Below are 18,290 nucleotides of genomic sequence, written 5' to 3' on the forward strand. Positions count from 1 at the left end.
CCGCATGCCAGCCCATCGCCACAACTTCAATTTAGCCAATGAGCTAGTTAATTAATTAACTTGAATAGTGCTTTTCAGTCAACCACCCGTGAGGAGACAAGCCATGCCAACGATCCGTTTCACCCGCCGGTCCACCCTGTGCGCCGCCGCCGCGCTTGCCATCGCCTGCCTGGCCCCGGGCGCCAGCGCCCAGGACAAGCGTCCGCTCGAATGGGCGGTGGGCATGGCGCCCGGCGGCGGCACCGACATCGTGGCCCGCACCGTGGCCGACCAGATGGCCAAGACCCTGGGCCAGCCCATCGTGGTGGTCAACAAGCCCGGTGCCGCGCACAACATCGCGGCGGACTACGTAGCGCGGTCGTCCTCACCGGGCAACCTGCTGCTCACGGGCGACTATGCGGTGCTGGCCACCAACCCCTGGCTGTACAGCAAGCTCAGCTACAACGTGGACAAGGACCTGGCGTCCGTGGGCATGCTGGTGCGCTTTCCGCTGATCCTGGTGGTCTCGCCCAAGCTGCCGGTGCGCAACTTCCAGGAGTTCGTGGCCTGGGCCAAGGCCCAGCCGGACGGCGTGAACTTCGCCTCGCCCGGCGCCGGCACGCCGCACCACCTGGCCATGGAGCTGCTGCGCCAGCGCACGGGCCTGAAGATGACCCACGTGCCCTACCGCGGCGTGACCCCCGCCATCCAGGACATCATGGGTGGCCAGGTGCCCTTCATGTTCGTCGAGTCGGCCGGCGGCATGCCCAACATCACGGGCGGCAACCTGCGCGCCATCGCCGTGGCCAGCGCCAAGCGCATGGAGACCCTGCCCGAGGTGCCCACGCTGAGGGAGCAGGGCGTGAAGGATTTCGAGGCCTTTGCCTGGCAGGGCCTGTCGGTCAACGCATCCATGCCCGCGCCCGAGGTGCAGCGCTTGAATGCGGCCCTGCAGCAGGCCCTGAACTCCACGCCGGTGAAGGCCCGCTTCCAGACCCTGGGGGTGGAGGCCGTGCCCGGCACCGCCGAGGAAATGAACGCCTACGCCAAGGTCGAGCGTGCCCGCTGGGGTCAGCTCATCAAGGATATCGGCCTGAAGATCGAGTGATGCCCCCGGTCCAAACGGTCAGCCCGCCAGCTTCTTGAGCTGGTACAGCGCATCGAGCGCCTCGCGCGGGCTCAGCGCATCGGGGTGGATGGTGGACAGCAGGGCCTCGACCGGGCTCGCGCCCGCGCTCTCGGGCATGGCCGGCACGGCGAACAGGTCCACCTGCAGCTCGTCCTCGCCCGCGCGTTCTTCCAGTGCGGCCAGGGCATGGCGCGCGTGGTTGAGCACCGGGCCGGGCACGCCCGCGAGCTTGGCCACCTGGATGCCGTAGCTGCGGCTGGCGGGGCCGGGCTGGATCTCGTGCAGGAAGATGATGTCAGCGCCCGCCTCGGCCGCACTCACATGCATGTTGACGGCATGCCTGGCCTTGGCGGGCAGCTCGGTCAGCTCGAAATAGTGGGTGGCGAACAGCGTGAAGGCGCGCGTCCTGTCGTGCAGGTGCGTGGCGATGCCGCTGGCCAGGGCCAGGCCGTCGAAGGTGCTGGTGCCGCGGCCGATCTCGTCCATCAGCACCAGGCTGTGCGGCGTGGCGGCGTGCAGGATCTGCGCGGCCTCGGTCATCTCCAGCATGAAGGTCGACTGCGCATTGGCCAGGTCGTCCGCAGCGCCGATGCGGGTATGGATGGCGTCGATGGGCCCCAGGCGGCAGGCGCTGGCCGGCACGTGGCTGCCCATGCTGGCCAGCAGCACGATCAGCGCCACCTGGCGCATGTAGGTCGACTTGCCGCCCATGTTGGGGCCGGTGATGACCTGCATGCGCGTGTTGGCATTGAGCCGCGTGTGGTTGGCGATGAAGCTGCCGGCCGATACCTCGGCCAGCCGTGCCTCCACCACCGGGTGGCGGCCGTCCTCGATCTCGATGCAGGGCTCGGCCACGAACTGCGGCGCGCACCAGTTCAAGGTGAGCGAGCGCTCGGCCAGCGTGCACAGCACGTCCAGCGCGGCCAGGGCCTGGGCCAGGGGGGTAAGGGCCGGCACATGGGGCTGCAACTGGTCGAGCACCTGCTCGTACAGCCATTTCTCGCGCGCCAGCGCGCGCTCGCTGGCGGACAGGGCCTTGTCCTCGAAGGTCTTGAGCTCGGGCGTGATGAAGCGCTCGGCGTTCTTCAGCGTCTGGCGGCGGCGGTAGTCATCGGGCACCTTGTCCAGGTTGCTGCTGGTCACCTCGATGTAGAAGCCATGCACCTTGTTGAACTGCACGCGCAGGTTGGCGATGCCGGTGCGTGCCTTCTCGCGCGTCTCCAGGTCCAGCAGGAAGTCGTCGCAATTGGTCTGGATGGCACGCAGCTCGTCGAGCTCGCTGTCGAAGCCGGTGGCGATCACGCCGCCATCGCGCACCAGGGCCGCGGGCTCTTCGGTGATGGCGCGCAGCAGCAGCTCGGGGCAGTCCACCGGCGGGTGCAACTGGCCGAAGATTTCGGCCAGGTAGGGCTCGGCCGCCTGGCCGGCCTGCGCCAGCAGGGCCGCCTTGTGCAGGGTCTTGCACAGGGCCACGAGTTCGCGCGGGCGCACCTGGCGCAGGGCGATGCGCGCGGTGATGCGCTCCACATCGCTCACGCCCTTGAGCTCGCCGCGCAGCGTCGCCCAGGGGCCGCTGCCGCCGCCCGCGCCTGCGGCACCGCGCAGCGCGGCGGTGGCGGCCAGGCGCCGGCGCGCGGCCGTGCGGTCACGCGGGGGCTCCAGCAGCCAGGTCTTGAGCAGGCGGCTGCCCATGCCGGTCATGCAGGTGTCGAGCAGCGAGAACAGGGTGGGGGCATCCTCGCCGCGCAGGGTGCGCGTGATCTCCAGATTGCGCCGCGTGCTCGCCGGCAGGTCGATCAGGTCGTCGCCGCGCTGCACCTGCACGCTGTGCACATGGGTCAGGGTGCGGCCCTGGGTGTGCTCGGCATAGGCCAGCAGGCCGGCGGCGGCGGCATGGGCCTGGGCCAGGTCCTGGGCGCCCCAGGCCTGCAGGCTGGCAGCGCCCAGGTGCTCGAGTAGCTTGCGCTCGCCCAGCGTGGCATCGAATTGCCAGTCCGGCCGCGGGCCCATGGGGCAGGTGAAGGCGCCGCCCTGGCGCAGCACCTGCAGCTGCTGCTCGAAGCGCTCGGTCACGCCCGCGCTGTAGATGACTTCGCTGGGCGCCACGCGGGCCAGCCAGGTGCCCACCTCGTCCTGGGTGCACTCGGCCAGGTAGACCCGGCCCTGCGTCACGCTCAGCCAGGCCAGGCCGCAGCGCGCGCGCGGGCCCTGGTGCACCGCCATCAGCATGGATTCGGCCTTGTCCGAGAGCAGTTCGGTATCGGTCAGCGTGCCGGGCGTGACCACACGCACCACCTTGCGCTCCACCGGTCCCTTGGCCGTGGCCACGTCGCCCACCTGCTCGCAGATGGCGACCGATTCGCCCATCTTGATCAGCCGGCCCAGGTAGTTCTCCAGCGCATGGAACGGCACGCCGGCCATGATGACGGGCTGGCCGCCGGACTGGCCGCGCTGGGTCAGCGTGATGTCCAGCAGGCGTGCGGCCTTTTCCGCATCGGCATAGAACAACTCGTAGAAGTCGCCCATGCGATAGAACACGAGCGTGTCCGGGTGCGCAGCCTTCAGGGTGAAGTACTGCTGCATCATGGGGGTGTGGGCGGAAAGTTCGGTCTGTGTCATCTGGGTCCAGGACAGGGGCACCCCGGGGTTCTGCGGGGGGCTCCGAGTCTATCGCGCAGACCGGCCCGCCAAGATGGCGGTGACATGCAGGCCCACCGTCACGCCAGGATGAATGTCCCGTGAAAGCCCAGGGGCACAGCCCGGTCCATGCTGCCCTGGGCCAGTGGGCCCTGTGCCAGCAGGCGCGCGTCGAACACCGACAGCAGGGTGCGCCGGCTGCGCAGGTCCAGCGCCGTGCCCACCAGCCAGCCCTCTGCCTCCTTGCCGCTGCCGCTGCGGGCGGGGATGAACACATGCTCCTCGACCATCACGTCGGCGCCGTAGCGGTAGCGGTCCACCTTGCCGCTGTCCAGGTCCAGCCGGGTGATGCAGTCGAAGCCCGGGCGGTTCGACACCGCCACGCGCTCGGCCATGAAGAGTTGCTTGTTGCGGCGGCCGACGAAGCGCGGGTCGATGCGGGGAAACTCGGCGTGGTGCGCCTGCAGCGTCTGCCGCGCGCGGCCGCTGCGCGTGTCCAGTTCGACCCGGGCCACGGCATGCGCAGGTTCGCCCCCGAACTCTCCGCGCATCAGCGCGCGAAAGCCCTGGATGACGGAGGAGGCATCCGCCGAGCGGACGTAGTCCAGGTGGATGACGCCCTTGCCGTCCTCCCAGGCGTTGCCAGTATGGAACAGGAAGCCGGAGGGCAGTTCCATCCACTGCGGCTGGTTGAGCCGGTCCTTGTGCAGCACCAGCGCACGCATGCCCAGCTCCGGCTTCCAGACATGGCTGTTCATGAAGGTGTTGCCCGCCTGGGCCCGGTCCCGATCGAAGATGAGCGGGGGCAGCAGGAACACCAGGTGCTGTTCGGTCACCGCGAAGTCGTGCACCATGGCCATGTCCGGCACCTGGAGCGTGGCGGTGCGCACCTGGCCCCGGGCCGAGACCTGGTAGATGGACAGCAGGCCATGCATGCTGCTCACGCCGAAGTTCCACAGGCTGCCGTCGGCACCGATCTTGGGGTGGGCCGAAAACGGCATGCCCGCGTGTTCTGGCGTCCAGGTCTTGAGGCCGCCGGTTTCCAGGGTGCCGGCATCGAACAGGGTGGCCGAACCGCCCTCCCACAGGGCCAGGGTCTCGCCCGCGTGGTGCACCACGCTGGTGTTGGCCACATTGCCGGCATCGGCCGACGCCATCGGGCTGCCCCCGGCCACCTGGGTGCCGAAGCTGTGGTGCAGGCGCCGGCCGGCGGCGTTCTCGGCCACGAACTTCTGCGTGCGCAAAAAGCGCCCCTGGTGCTGCAGGCCCTGGTCGCTGAAGCGGTACTGCTGGATCATGCCGTCGCCATCGAACCAGTGCTGGTAGCGCACATCGCCCAGGCTGTGCTGGGCCGGGCCGTTGCGCAGCAGGGTGCCGCGCAGGTCCCGGGGCAGCTTGCCGCGCAGTTGCATGGGCTGGGGCGCGAGGTCGGCCTGCAGGCCCTCGAAGCCCAGGGTCCAGGGCGCGCGGCTGCGCTGCTGGTTGAAGGCGCCCAGCGTGGCCCCGGCTTCGGGGCTGCCATCCGCGTGTGCGGCAAAGGGCAGGGCGGCGAGCGAACTGCCGGTGGTTCCCAGGGCCAGGGATTGGCAAAACAGGCGGCGTTCCATGGTGTGATGTCTCCTTGGCGCGGCGCGCTCAGCGCAGCTGGAGGGTGATGGTGGTGTCCTGCTGCAGCTCGATGGCCGCATCCTGGAAGCGCGGCGGGCCCATGTTGCCCTGGGCGTCGCGGCTGAAGCCGGTGCGCTCCTGGGGCATGCCGACCAGGTTGGTGTCGAGCTTGCCGTTGCCGTTCTCGTCCTGGTAGACCGACAAGGCATAGCTGCCGGCGGGCAGGTCGCGCAGCACCAGCACCGCCTTGTCGCCCGACACGGGGGCCACGCCGCTTTGCACCGCCTTGCTGAACTGCAGCCAGCCGTCTGCCGCGCCGTAGAGCGCGCCCAGCACCGGTCCCTTGTCGGCCTTGGTGTTTTTCACCTCCACGGTGAGGTCCAGGGCATGGGCGCTGCCCAGCGCCAGGCAGGCGCCGGCCAGGGCCAGGGTGCGTGCCGCACGCGGGAGGGAGGGGGCGGCCAAGGGCCGGAAAGCCATCGTCATGTACAAATCTCCAGGGTGGGGTGGAGACACCGCGTCTCCAGTGCCCGCACTCTAGGAAGGCCCTGTCCAGGCGGCCACCGGCATGCGACGAAGTGGCGCCGGTGGGGCGCGAAAGGGGCTCCAGGGGGCGCAGGTGGGGGACAGCCTGCTCCCGTTGCCGGGCACCGGCCTGGCGGTGTGCGGGCGCGTGCACAAAATAAGCGCGCCATGGCGGCAGAACGTGGGAACATGCGCCTGTGCCTGCGGGGCCACCCCCTGCCCAAATGGGTGTCCCATTTGTTACGTTTTGACATACTTTGCGGTGTACATTGGTGGCTGCCGCCGCCATGGCCATGTGCGGCCCATCGTTTGCGAGAGGTTTCAGAGCGACTGTGATTTCTGCCGAACTCCTGACCGATCTGTTTGCGGGTGCCAGCGAAGACTTCGTGGAGTCTTCGGCGCAGGCGCGCCTGCAGGCCCTGCTCGATGCCGTGCCCGTGGCACTGATGGAATTCCGCCCCCAGAACGGGCGCCTGCTCCTGCGCGCGGCCAACGCTGCGGCGCGGCGCATGCCGGGCCTGGGGGGCGTGCGCGCCAGCGGCGCCGATGCGGTGGATGTGTTCGACCTGCTGGCCAATACCAACCTCGTGGACCAGCTGCAGACCGTGGCGCGCACCGGCATGCTGCTCGAATGCCGCCAGGTGGCGCGCGAACCGGGGCGGCTGCTGGTGGCCTGGGACGTGTCGGCGCGCCGGCTCGACAACGGCTCCATCGTCGTCACCGTGCGCGATGCCAGCGAAGCCGAGAGCCTGCGCACGGCCCTGGCCGCTGCCGAGCATGCACTGCAGGACGTGCGGCGCGAGCTGCGCGAGCAGACGGACGTCTTCAACACCATGGAAAGCCTGGCCCAGACCGGGCACTGGCGGCGCATCGAGGACCCGGGCGAGACGGTGCTGCTGTGGTCGCCCGGCCTGTGCGACATCGCTGGCGTGGAACGCCAGGAATGGGTGAGCCCCGAGCGTGCCGTCAGCGGCATCCTGGCCGAAGACCGCCATGTGTTCGAGACTGCGCGCGAGCGCGGCACCGGTGCCGACGTCGAGTACCGCTGGAAGCGCCCGGACGGCGAGATCCGCTGGATGCGCTCGCGCGTGCGCCGCCTCACGGCCAAGGACGGCATGCGGGTGGACATGGGCGTGGTGCAGGACGTGACCGATGAGCGCCGCGCCGCCGAGCAACTGCGCGAGCAGCTGCTGTTCATCCAGCGCATTGCCAGCCGCATTCCGGGCTTCATCTACCAGTACCGCCTGCACCAGGACGGCATCACCAGCGTGCAGTACATCAGCGACGCGGTGCGCGACTTCATGGGGGTGGAGCCGCACGAGGTGACGGCCGACCACGGCGTGCTCTCCAACTGGGTGCTGGCCGAGGATGTGCCGGCACTGCAGCGCTCGGCCCTGCAGTCGGTGCGCCGGCTCGTGCCCTGGCAGTGCGAGTACCGGGTGCGCATGCCCGATGGCAGCATCCGCTGGCACATGACGAACGCCATCCCCCACCGCGAGGCCGATGGCTCGGTGGTATCGCATGGCTTCACCATGGACATCACCGACCGCAAGCGCGCAGAACAGGAGATCGAACGCCTGGCGTTCTACGACGCGCTCACCGGCCTGCCCAACCGGCGCCTGCTGCTGGACCGCCTGCAGCGCTCCATCGCCGCCTGCCAGAGAAGCCGCAACCTGGGGGCCCTCTTGTTCATCGACCTGGACAACTTCAAGGATCTCAACGACACCCTGGGCCACGACATGGGTGACCAGCTCCTGTCCCAGGTTGCCACCCGCCTGGTGGGCAGCGTGCGCGAAGCCGACACCGTGGCGCGATTTGGCGGCGACGAATTCGTCGTCATGCTGGACAACCTGAACCCCGAACTGCCCGACGCCGCCGCCCAGGCAGAAACCGTCGCCGAAAAACTCCTGGCCAGCCTGAACCAGCCCTTCGCCCTCGGGGGCCAACAGCACTACAGCACCCCCAGCATCGGCATCACCCTGTTTGGCGACGAACGCCTGTCGGTGGACGAACTCCTGAAGCGCGCCGACCTCGCCATGTACCAGGCCAAGGCCGCAGGGCGCAACACCCAGCGCTTCTTCGACCCGGACATGCAGGCCGCCGTCAACGCCCGCTCCAACCTGGAAGCCGACCTGCGCCAGGGCCTGGCAAGAAACGAGTTGCTCGTGCACTACCAGCCCGTCGTGGACCACCAGGCGCGCCTGGTGGGCGCCGAAGCCCTGGTGCGCTGGCGCCACCCCCAGCGCGGCATGATCAGCCCCGGCGACTTCATCCCCCTGGCCGAACAGACCGGCCTCATCCTCCCCCTGGGCCAATACGTGCTGGAAACCGCCTGCAGGCAACTGCACCGCTGGGGCCAGAACCCGGCCACCGCCCACCTGTCCATCTCCGTGAACGTCAGCGCCCGCCAGTTCCGCCAGCCCGGCTTCGTCGCCCAAGTGCTGGGCACCTTGAAGGACTGCCAGGCAAAGCCCCAGCTCCTGAAGCTGGAACTCACCGAAAGCCTGCTCCTGGGCGACATCGAAGACACCATCGTGCGCATGGAGCAACTCAAGGCCGAAGGCGTGGGCTTTGCGCTCGATGACTTCGGCACCGGCTACTCCTCCCTGTCCTACCTCAAGCGGCTGCCGCTGGACCAGATCAAGATCGACCAGAGCTTCGTGCGCGACGTGCTGAGCGACCCCAACGACGCGGCCATTGTGCGCACCCTCCTGGCGCTGGCCAAGAGCCTGGACCTGCAGGTGGTGGCCGAGGGGGTGGAGACGACAGGGCAGCTGGGCTTCCTGCGCTTGCATGGCTGCGAGGGCTTCCAGGGCTATCTGTTTGGCAGGCCTGTGCCGGTGGACCTGTTCGAGCGCGAGCACCTGGGCGATGAGGTCTTGCCTCCTGCCGGAAAGGCAGCCCCATGAACAGCCCCCAGGCACAGCACGCCGCCATGGTGGCGCCTGCGGGCGCCAGCACCGCCGTGCTGTGGGTGGACGGCGACGCGCACCATGCCCAGGCCGCCATGCAAATGCTGGCCCAGCGCTGCCCGGGCTGGCGTGTGGTGCACAGCCCCTCGGCGGACGCGGCCTCGCTGCTGCTGGCCGCGCAGACCTGGGATGCGCTGGTGCTGTGCCTGGACCCGGGCCTGCTGGAGTTGCCCAGCCTGCTGGAGCTGTGCGCGGGCCGCCCGGTGCTGCTGTGCCTGGACCCTGCGCAGGAGGCGCTGGCCGCGCGGGGCTTTCGCGCCGGTCTGGGCGACTACGCCCTGCGCTCCCCCGACGGTTGCAGCCACCTGGGCGAGCTGGTGCACCGGCTCACGGCCCTGGCCGGCCGGCACGGCCCGGTGGCGCAGCCAGGCGCGCAGCCCATGCGCACGGTGGATGCGCGCATCTGGCACGAGGCACTGAGCCTGCTGCAGGAGCAGCGCCACGGCCTGCAGGTCACGCTGGCCAGCATGAGCCAGGGCATCTTCAGGACCGGGCCGGACGGGCGCATCACCATCTACAACCAGCGTGTACTGGAACTCCTGGACTTGCCCGAATCGCTGATGGCGGCCCGCCCCACTTTGGCCGAGCTGACGCAGCTTCAGGCCCAGCGCGGCGACTTCGGCGCCGCCTTCAACCTGGTGGACCACCGGGGGCGCGACTATGTGGCCCGTTCCGCGGTGGACCCTGCGCCCGAGGTCTACTGGCGGACCACGCGCGAGGGCCGCACGTTCGAGGTGCGCACCACCCGCCTACCCGACGGCGGCATGGTGCGCACCTTCACCGACGTGAGCGACTACGTGCGCGTCCAAAACGAGCTGCGCGAAAGCGAGGCGCGTTTCCGCAGCCTCAGCGACCTGTCTTCCGACTGGTACTGGGAGCACGATGCACAGGGGCGCTTCAACCAATTGGCGGGCGACCTGAGCGTCAATGGCATCCCCCTGTCCACGGTGATGGGCCGCACCCGCTGGGAGATCGGAGCCCTCAACATGGCCGAGTCCGACTGGGACGCCCACCGCGCAGTGCTGGCGGCCGAGCAGCCGTTTCGCGACCTGGAACTGCAGCGCCAGCGGCCCGATGGCAGCATGCATTGGATCTCGGTGAGCGGCGTGCCCGTGTTCGACGCCGAGGGCGTGCTGCGCGGCTACCGCGGCGTGGGCCGCGACATCACCGAGCGCAAGGAGGCCGAGCTGCAGATCGAACGGCTCGCGTTCTTCGATGCGCTCACCGGCCTGCCCAACCGGCGCCTGCTGATGGACCGCCTGCAGCGCGTGACCGTGTCGGCCGGGCGCGGCCATGCCCATGGCGCGCTGCTGTTCATTGACCTGGACAACTTCAAGGACCTGAACGACACGCTGGGCCACGACACCGGCGACCAGCTGCTGGTGCGTGTGGCCCGGCGCCTGCTGGCCTGCGTGCGCGCCAGCGACACCGTGGCCCGCTTTGGCGGCGATGAGTTCGTGGTCCTGCTCGACGGCCTGCACAGCGATGTGGCCCATGCCAGCAGCGAGGCCGCGGCCATTGCGCAGAACATCCTGGCAGCCCTGGGCAAGCCCTACGACATGGAGGGCATCAGCCACCACAGCACGCCCAGCATCGGCATTGCGCTGTTCGGCCAGCGCCCGTCCACGCCGGACGAATTGCTCAAGCACGCCGACCTGGCCATGTACCAGGCCAAGGCGGCGGGCCGCAATACGCAACGCTTCTTCGACCCCGATATGCAGGCCGCCGTGAGCATGCGCGCGGCGCTGGAGGCCGACCTGCGCCGCGGCCTGAACCAGCAGGAATTCCTGCTGTACTGCCAGCCCGTGGTGGACGGCTCCGGCAAGCTGCTGGGTGCCGAGGCCCTGGTGCGCTGGAACCACCCACGCCGCGGGCTGGTGCTGCCCGGCGAGTTCATTCCCCTGGCCGAGCAGACCGGGCTCATCCTGCCGCTGGGCCAGTGGGTGCTGCAGGCTGCCTGCGCACAGCTGGTGCAGTGGTCGCGCAGCGCGCTCACGCGCCCGTTCTTCCTGTCGGTCAACGTGAGCGTGCGCCAGTTCCGCCAGCCCGATTTCGTGACCCAGGTGTTGGGCGTGCTGCAGGCCAGCGGCGCCAACCCCGAACGCCTGCGCTTCGAGCTGACCGAAAGCCTGCTGCTCACCGACGTGGAGGACAGCATCGCGCGCATGGAGCAGTTGCGCCGCCACGGCGTGGGCTTTTCGATGGACGACTTCGGCACCGGCTACTCGTCCCTGTCCTACCTCAAGCGCCTGCCGCTGGACCAGCTCAAGATCGACCAGGGCTTTGTGCGCGACCTGCAGACCGACCCCAACGATGCCGCCATCGTGCGCACCATCCTGGCCCTGGCGCGCAGCCTGGATCTGTCGGTCGTGGCCGAGGGCGTGGAGACGCCGGGCCAGTTCGAATTCCTGCAGCGCCACGGCTGCCAGGCCTTCCAGGGCTACCTGTTCGCCCGCCCCATGCCGGCCGAGATGCTGGAGCGGGCCCTGCTGCCTGCGCCATGACAAAGCCCCGGCCTGGCGTGCGGGCGACAATCGGCCCATGAAAAAACAGGGGTTGGTGGCCGGTGGCGGCATCGGTGGGATGGCGGCGGCGCTGGGCGCGTCGCGCGCGGGGTGGGAGGTGCGGCTGTACGAGCGTGCCGCCGCCTTCAGCGAGGTGGGCGCGGGCGTGCAGCTCGGGCCCAATGTGGTGCGCCGCCTGCAGGCCTGGGGCCTGCAAAAGGCCCTGCAGGAGGTGGCCGCGTTCCCCACCCGGCTGCAAGTGCGCAGCGCAACTGGTGGGCGTGAACTGGCCGAGCTGCCGCTGGGGAATACGGCCATCGAGCGCTACGGCGCCGCCTATGCCACCATCCACCGCGCCGACCTGCACGGCCTGCTGCTGGCCGCCGTGGGCAAATACACCGATGCCCAACTCAACCTGGGCCAGGCCATCGAAGGCTTCGCCGACGGCAGCACCGCGCGCACAGCCATCCCCGGTGCCGAGACCGCCATCACCGTGCGCACCAGCCTGGGCAAGGAGGTCGAGGGCGACGCGCTCATCGGCGCCGACGGGCTGTGGAGCCGCACCCGGTTGCAACTGCTGGGCGATGTGCCACCGCGCCCCACCGGCCACCTGGCCTACCGCGCCCTGGTGCCGCAAGGCGCGCTGCCCAGCAGCCTGCGCACCCAGCAGGTCACCGTCTGGCTGGGCCCGCGCCTGCACGTGGTGCAGTACCCCGTGCGCCGGGGCGAGTTGCAGAACCTGGTGGTCATCATCGAAGGGCCGGCTCCGGCCGACCTGCAGCACTGGGACCATGCCGCCAACGCCGCGGACCTGGAGGGCGCCCTGCAGGATGCCTGCCCTGCGCTGCGGCATGTGGTGGACGGCGTCGCCGCAGCGGGCACCGGCTGGCGCCTGTGGCCGCTGTCCGACCGCCCGCCCGTGCGCAATGCCGGCGAGATGGCCCAGGGCCTGGTGGCGCTGCTCGGCGATGCGGCCCACCCCATGGTGCCCTACCTGGCCCAGGGGGCCGGCATGGCCATCGAGGACGCTGCCGAGCTGCAGCGGGCGCTGTCCATGCACGACCTGGAAGTGCCGCTGCGCCTCACGCGCTATGCCCTCAACCGCTGGCAGCGCAATGCCCGCGTGCAGGCCCGCGCCCGGCGCAATGGCCGCATCTTCCACGCCGTGGGCCCCGTGCGCTGGGGGCGCGACGCCTCGCTGCGCCTGCTGGGCCAGCGCTTGCTGGACCTGCCCTGGCTTTACCGGGGCGATGGCTCGGTGGCCAGTTCGCTCTGACCCCTTCAGGATGCAGCCAATGGGCAGTCTGCCAACACCCGCTCGGCAAGCGTCTGTCGCAGCGCCTGCAGTGCGGCAATACGGGCGTCGATCTCCAGCAGCTTGGCAGACAGCACCTCGGTGATGGCCGGTGCCGGGTCCGGTGCATCCCAGATGGCCGGCAGCCGGTCGCCGATCTCGGCCAGCGTAAAGCCCAGCTGCTGCGCCGTGCGGATGTACTGCAACAGCATCAGCGCCTCTGGCGGGTAGTCGCGGTAGCCATTGGGCAGGCGCTGGGCGCGTATCAGGCCTTGCTGCTCGTAAAAGCGCAGGGCCTCGCGGCTCAGGCCCGCAGCCGCGGCGAGTTCACCGATCCGCATGGTGCGCCTCCTCGCCCAGGGCCCAGCGGATCACCGCCATCTGCACCGGCAGCAGCAGCTCCTTCTGGGCGTAGCCCACGAAGCCCGGGTAGTCCACCGGGTCCACCGCCAGCTCGCGCCCCAGGGTGAAGGGCGGCGTGGGCAGCAGGGCGGGCTGGCCCAGGGCCGCCAGATGCTCTTCGGTCAATGGCACCAGATCGGCCTGTGTGGTGGCGTCGGCCTGGGCGCTTGCGGGCCAGCTGTCGGTGACCACCACGTCCACCGGGCCGCGCAGGGCCGAGGGCTCCACGAAGGCCACATGGGGCAGCACCTCGTGGAAGCGCCGGTGGCACACCTGCACCAGCCCGAAGCCCAGTACCTGCGCCAGATCGTGCCACGAGCGGAACACATTGGTGCTTGGCCCCCACAGGCACACGCGGGCTTCCTGCAGTGGTTTGACGCGCGTCTGCACATGCCAGGCATCGGTCAGCACCTCGCAAGGGTGGCCCTGGGCCGACATCGCGTTGACCACGGGCCGCCGCGTCGCCGCCGCAAAGGCGGACAGGCGCGCGTGGTCGGACTCGCGCACCACATACAGCGCATAGAACGGGTCCAGGTAGCCGGCCAGGTCGCCCACGCGCTCGCCGGTCTTGAGCAGGTTGGGCAGCTCCGTGAACGCCAGCCCCAGGCGCCGGAAGGCCTCGATGAAGGTGGTGCGCGTGCGGATGCCGTTGCCCTCGAAGGACCAGGCCACCGTGCCCGACAGGCGCGGCGCTGGGGCCTCCACCAGGGACCAGATGTGGCGTATGTCGGCAGGCTGCAGCTCGCCCAGCTGGATCAGGTTCATGCGCAGGGGATTCCCGGTTGGCGCTGTCGGCGAGCGGAGCGCGAAGAAGAAAGAAAGTGCTTGACCCTGAAGCGTACTTCAAGGTGGAAGCTTGGGGCCTTGTTCCACCCGATACCCCCTGCTGCCATGCCCATTCCCGCCTTCACCCCCGCCCGCTACCGGGCCACCGTGCGCGCCAGCGCCTGGTACGACCTGCTCGTCACCTGGCCCTTTGCCCTGCCGTGGACCTTTGCCTGGCTCTACGGCCTGCTGGCCTCGGCATCCACCGCGCTCGCGCTGCCGGGCACCATGCACCCGCTCGATGCCACGCACATGCTGCTGGCCAACCTGCTGGGCTCGGTGGTGGTGGTCTGGTCCATCGCGCGCATCGCGGCGCCCGGCGTGCTGCTGGGCCGGCTCGACGGTCTGGCGCGCTTCCTGTTCGCGGCCTGGCAGATCTACGCCGTGGCCCACGGCGCCAGCGCCATCGTGCTCGGGTTCACCGTGTTCGAGCTGTTCTTTGGCGTGCTGCAGTGGTGGCGCGTGGCGGGCGCGGGCGGCGCCGCATGCCCGGCCAAACTCAGTGCCCGGGTGCGGGCAGCCGCTTGAGCGGGGCCATGCCGATGGCCAGGAACAGGTTCTTACCGTCCGCCGCGCTCGTTTTCCTTGTCCTTCTTGCCTTGGTCGTAGTGCCACTTGATGGCGAAAAACATGCCCGTGCCGAACACGAGAACCTTGAACACAATGAAGACCACGGGGACCCAATCCATTTTTTCCTCGCCATGAGTTGGCACTATCTGCCGCGATCGTAGCAAGCCAATGGACAGGTGGCCCTGGACATTTTGTCCCAGGGGCGGCGGTGGTCCGCTCCACCGAGCGCATTGCGGCGCCTGGCATGCCTGCCCGCCCGAGGTCAATGCACGGACGTGGACGCGGGCGCGGGCAGCAGCCGAAACGACAGCACGCCAGCCGCCAGCAATGCCGAGATGGTCAGCATCACCACCACGTAGGGATCCACCCCACGCGCCGTGGCCAGGGATGCCGCCAGCCCCGTGAGCCACTGCATCAGCGCCACGCCCAGGAACAGCGCCATGGTGAACACCGCCATGGCGCGCCCGGTCATGGCGGCCGGGTAGGCCGAGCGCACATCCGAGTACTGCAGCACCATGTAGCCCGAGAGCAGGCCCACCGCAATGGCGCCGCCCACGTCCAGCCACTCCTGGTGCAGCAAGCCGATGAGCAGGAACAGGCCGCAGAGAACCACGGTGAAGCCCGTGATCCAGCGCCTGCGGTGCGCTGGCCCCGGGTCCAAGCGGCCGAAATACGCCGGCGTGAACAGCGACACCAGCGAGGTGACCATGGCCACATTGCCGCTGGCCACCAGCGAGTAGCCGTGCCGCTCGATCAGGAGCGGCCCGAGCCACAGCCCGCGCAGCGTGAGGAAGGAGGCGTAGGTCGTCAGCGCCAGCAGCATGATGCCGGCCGTGTGCGGCAGCAGGAACAAGGCGCCGAAGCCGCGCACGGCAGCACCCCAGGATTCGCGCTGTGCGCCAGCGGCGTGCGGGGCCTGGGCGGGCTCGTGCACCTGCCACCAGATCAGCAGCCAGGCCAGCGCCGCCAGGCCCGCCAGCACCGCGAAGCTCATGCGCCAGGAGGAATGCTGCACCAGCCAGGCCAGCGGCGTGCCGGTGAACAGCATGCCCAGCCCGCCGATGCCCATGGCCACGCCCGACACCATGGCAAAGCGTGCTGGCGGAAAGTAGCGCGCGATGAACACCGTGCACACCAGAAAGGCCGGTGCGCAGCCGACGCCGATCAGCACCTGCCCGAGCAGCACGGTGCCATAGCCCGGCGCCAGCGCCGACAGCAGCGCGCCCGCGATGGTGAGTGGAAACGCCATCAGCAAGGTGCGCCGCACACCATACAAATCGATCCCCACGCCCATGAACAGCTGCATGCCGCCGAAGGCAAAGGCAAAGGCCCCGGCGAACGCGCCCAGCGCCTGCGCCGAGAGCCCGAACTCCGCGCGCAGCCCGGTGGCGATGATGGCCGTGATGGTGCGAAAGGCCTGGCTCAGCGCAAAGCCCGAGACCAGGGCCAGCAGCATGGCCCAGGCAACCCGGGGGGCAAGCAAGGGGGCGGGCGGGGCGGCGTCTGCGGACTGGGGCGGCAAGGAATGGTCTCCGGGAGGGCACGCACGGTGCGTGGCCTCCATCGAGGGTACACGTTGCGCGGGCAATGCGCTGTCCCCCATGCGGAGGATGCGCGCCTGCCGTCACAGGTCCGTGCGCAGCTTCCAGATCTCGGGGAACAGCACCACGTCCAGCATCTTGCGCAGGTAGCTCACGCCGCCCGTGCCACCGGTGCCGCGCTTGAAGCCGATCACGCGCTCCACCGTGGTCACATGGCGAAAGCGCCACAGGCGGAAGGCGTCTTCGAGGTCGGTGAGCTCCTCGCCCAGCTGGTACAGGTCCCAGTGCTTGTCGGGCGCGCGGTACACGGTGAGCCAGGCCTGCTCCACGCCCTCGCTCTCCACATAGGGCTGGGTCCAGTCGCGTTCGGTGTGGCTGGCGGGTACGGCAATGCCGCGGCGCGCCAGCAGGCGCAGCGCCTCGTCGTAGAGCGAGGGCGCTTCGTAAGCGGCCTGGACCTGGGCCAGCAGGTCGGCGCGGTGCTCGTGCGGCTTGAGCATGGCGCGGTTCTTGTTGCCCAGCGCAAACTCGATGCTGCGGTACTGGTAACTCTGGAAGCCGCTCGATTGGCCCAGGTAGGGCCGCATGGCGCTGTACTCGGGCGGCGTCATGGTGGCCAGCACGTCCCAGGCGTGCACCAGCTGCTCCATGATCTTGGAGACGCGCGCCAGCATCTTGAAGGCCATCTGCAACTCATCCTGCGCGATGTGGCCGATGGCGGCGCGCAGCTCGTGCAGCATGAGCTTCATCCACAGCTCGCTGGTCTGGTGCTGCACGATGAACAGCATCTCGTCGTGCGCCGGCGACAGCGGCTTCTGCGCCGTGAGGATGGCGTCGAGCTGCAGGTAGTCGCCATAGCTCATGCTCTTGCTGAAGTCGAGCTGGGCGCGCTCCTCGTGCACGATGGATTCAGGCTTGCCGCTGGCGGGGGCCTCGGCTGGCGTTGCAGGGGTGTGGGAGAAGGGGCACATGGCTCAGGTCACCGCATGGATCTGGTTGAACTCGGGGCGCCGCCACTCGCCGGTGTCGAGCACCTGGCGCAGGTGCTCCACGGCGTTCCACACATCCTCGTAACCGACGTACAGGGGCGTGAAGCCGAAGCGCTGGATGTCCTTGTGCGGGCCCTGGCCGCCATCGCCCTTGCGGAAGTCGCCGATCACGCCGCGCGCGATCAGCGCCTGCACGATGGCATAGGCACCGCTGCCCTGGCCGTCCAGGCCCTGGCCCTCGTCGCGCGTCAGGCACACCTGGGAGCCGCGCTGGGCGTGTTCGCGCGGCGTGGCCAGGCCCAGGCCGTGGCCCGCGCAGCGCTCTTCCACCAGCGCGATGAACAGATCGGTCAGCGCCAGCGACTTGGCGCGCAGCGCAGCCATGCCGCCCAGGGGCTGGGCCGCGTCGAACACGTCCAGCCCGCACTGCAGGGCCGACAGGCTGATGATCGGCTGCGTGCCGCACAGGTAGCGTGTGATGCCCGGGGCCGGCCGGTAGTCCGGCGTGAACTGGAAGGGTGCCGCATGGCCCCACCAACCCGACAGCGGTTGCCCGACGCGGTCGGCATGGCGCGGGTGCACCCAGGCGAAGGCCGGCGCGCCGGGGCCGCCGTTGAGGTACTTGTAGCCGCAGCCGATGGAGAAATCGGCGCCTGCGCCGTTCAGGTCCACCGGCACGGCGCCCGCGCTGTGCGCCAGATCCCACACAGTGAGGATGCCTGCTGCATGCGCGGCCGCGGTGATGGCCGCCATGTCGTGCATGGCGCCGGTGCGGTAGTTCACATGGGTGAGCATCAGCACGGCGACATCCTGCGTCAGCGCGGCGGCGATCTCCTCGGGCTCCACCAGCACCAGCGTGAGGCCGCGCTCCCTGCACAGGCCCTCGGCGATGTACAGGTCGGTCGGGAAGTTGCTGCGCTCGCTCACCACGCGCTTGCGCGCGGGGCTGTCCTCGCGCGCGATGTTGAGCGCGGCGCTGAGCACCTTGTAGAGGTTGACCGAGGTGCTGTCGGTGCAGACCACCTCGTCCTTGCCGGCGCCGATGAAGGGCGCAAGCTGGTTGCCCAGGCGCTGGGGCAGGTCGAACCAGTTCGCGGTGTTCCACGAGCGGATGAGGTCGGTGCCCCATTCGCGCGTGACCACGTCGGCCACGCGGGCGGCGGCCGCCTTGGGCAGCACGCCCAGGGAGTTGCCGTCCAGGTAGATCACGCCGCCTGGCAGGCTGAAGGGCCCGCGCAGCGGGGCCAGGGGGTCTTGCGCGTCGAGCGCGCGGCAGTCTTGCAGTGTGGTCATGGGGGTCGCGGGGGAAAGTCGT

14 protein-coding genes are annotated in these 18,290 nt (G+C 69.6%); 5 read left to right on the plus strand and 9 right to left on the minus strand.

From position 1 onward, the window contains the following. Positions 1-103 precede the first annotated feature (103 nt). The gene (locus ACK59X_RS10160) at positions 104-1,087 is read left to right on the plus strand and encodes a Bug family tripartite tricarboxylate transporter substrate binding protein (RefSeq protein WP_409957032.1); all 984 of its coding nucleotides are present in this window, start codon (positions 104-106) and stop codon (positions 1,085-1,087) included. Positions 1,088-1,105: 18 nt separating this feature from the next. On the opposite strand, the gene mutS is transcribed toward ACK59X_RS10160, so the two are convergent. The 3 genes from mutS to ACK59X_RS10175 form a co-directional block, all read right to left on the minus strand. After that, positions 1,106-3,727, minus strand: a complete 2,622-nt coding sequence (gene mutS / locus ACK59X_RS10165) for a DNA mismatch repair protein MutS (RefSeq protein WP_409957034.1) — start codon at positions 3,725-3,727, stop codon at positions 1,106-1,108. A 98-nt stretch (positions 3,728-3,825) separates the two neighbouring features. Next, positions 3,826-5,352: a carotenoid oxygenase family protein gene (locus ACK59X_RS10170; RefSeq protein ID WP_409957036.1), complete on the minus strand. Its 1,527-nt coding sequence runs from the start codon at positions 5,350-5,352 to the stop codon at positions 3,826-3,828. Positions 5,353-5,380: 28 nt separating this feature from the next. After that, positions 5,381-5,839 carry a DUF2141 domain-containing protein gene (locus tag ACK59X_RS10175; RefSeq protein ID WP_409957038.1) on the minus strand — a complete coding sequence of 153 codons (459 nt, stop codon included), beginning with the start codon at positions 5,837-5,839 and terminating at the stop codon, positions 5,381-5,383. Between the two features lie 371 nt (positions 5,840-6,210). On the opposite strand from ACK59X_RS10175, the gene ACK59X_RS10180 reads away from it, so the two are divergent. Genes ACK59X_RS10180 through ACK59X_RS10190 form a run of 3 tightly spaced genes read left to right on the plus strand, consistent with a single transcriptional unit; the run spans position 6,211 to position 12,630 of the window. Continuing rightward, complete coding sequence (locus tag ACK59X_RS10180) at positions 6,211-8,787, plus strand: putative bifunctional diguanylate cyclase/phosphodiesterase (protein ID WP_409957040.1); 2,577 nt, start codon at positions 6,211-6,213, stop codon at positions 8,785-8,787. Then, entirely contained in the window at positions 8,784-11,354 is a 2,571-nt protein-coding gene (locus ACK59X_RS10185) for a putative bifunctional diguanylate cyclase/phosphodiesterase (RefSeq protein WP_409957042.1), read from the plus strand. Before ACK59X_RS10180 ends, ACK59X_RS10185 begins: the two co-directional genes overlap by 4 nt. A 37-nt stretch (positions 11,355-11,391) precedes the next feature. Further along, a complete protein-coding gene (locus tag ACK59X_RS10190; RefSeq protein ID WP_409957044.1) occupies positions 11,392-12,630 on the plus strand; it encodes an FAD-dependent monooxygenase in 1,239 nt (412 codons plus the stop codon). A 5-nt stretch (positions 12,631-12,635) separates the two neighbouring features. Here ACK59X_RS10190 and ACK59X_RS10195 read toward each other — a convergent pair whose 3' ends face one another. Together ACK59X_RS10195 and ACK59X_RS10200 are read right to left on the minus strand one after the other, a co-directional pair. After that, entirely contained in the window at positions 12,636-12,989 is a 354-nt protein-coding gene (locus ACK59X_RS10195; protein WP_409957046.1) for a MerR family transcriptional regulator, read from the minus strand. Further along, positions 12,976-13,815, minus strand: a complete 840-nt coding sequence (locus tag ACK59X_RS10200; RefSeq protein ID WP_409957047.1) for an ornithine carbamoyltransferase — start codon at positions 13,813-13,815, stop codon at positions 12,976-12,978. The genes ACK59X_RS10195 and ACK59X_RS10200 overlap by 14 nt, the downstream gene beginning before the upstream one ends. Positions 13,816-13,941: 126 nt before the next feature. Here ACK59X_RS10200 and ACK59X_RS10205 point away from each other — a divergent pair, with 126 nt between their 5' ends. Continuing rightward, complete coding sequence (locus tag ACK59X_RS10205; RefSeq protein WP_409957049.1) at positions 13,942-14,403, plus strand: hypothetical protein; 462 nt, start codon at positions 13,942-13,944, stop codon at positions 14,401-14,403. Between the two features lie 32 nt (positions 14,404-14,435). Here ACK59X_RS10205 and ACK59X_RS10210 read toward each other — a convergent pair whose 3' ends face one another. The 4 genes from ACK59X_RS10210 to kynU form a co-directional block, all read right to left on the minus strand. After that, a complete protein-coding gene (locus ACK59X_RS10210) occupies positions 14,436-14,564 on the minus strand; it encodes a hypothetical protein (RefSeq protein WP_409957051.1) in 129 nt (42 codons plus the stop codon). Positions 14,565-14,707: 143 nt separating this feature from the next. Next, positions 14,708-15,901 (minus strand): MFS transporter, encoded by a 1,194-nt coding sequence (locus ACK59X_RS10215; RefSeq protein ID WP_409957092.1) that lies wholly within the window; start codon positions 15,899-15,901, stop codon positions 14,708-14,710. A gap of 168 nt (positions 15,902-16,069) precedes the next feature. Beyond that, positions 16,070-16,957, minus strand: a complete 888-nt coding sequence (kynA, locus tag ACK59X_RS10220) for a tryptophan 2,3-dioxygenase (RefSeq protein WP_409957053.1) — start codon at positions 16,955-16,957, stop codon at positions 16,070-16,072. Positions 16,958-16,960: 3 nt separating this feature from the next. Continuing rightward, on the minus strand, positions 16,961-18,268 hold the full coding sequence (gene kynU, locus ACK59X_RS10225) for a kynureninase (RefSeq protein ID WP_409957055.1): 1,308 nt from the start codon (positions 18,266-18,268) through the stop codon (positions 16,961-16,963). Positions 18,269-18,290 lie beyond the last annotated feature (22 nt).

This window comes from Acidovorax sp. (assembly GCF_046339755.1).
GTDB lineage: Bacteria > Pseudomonadota > Gammaproteobacteria > Burkholderiales > Burkholderiaceae_C > Acidovorax.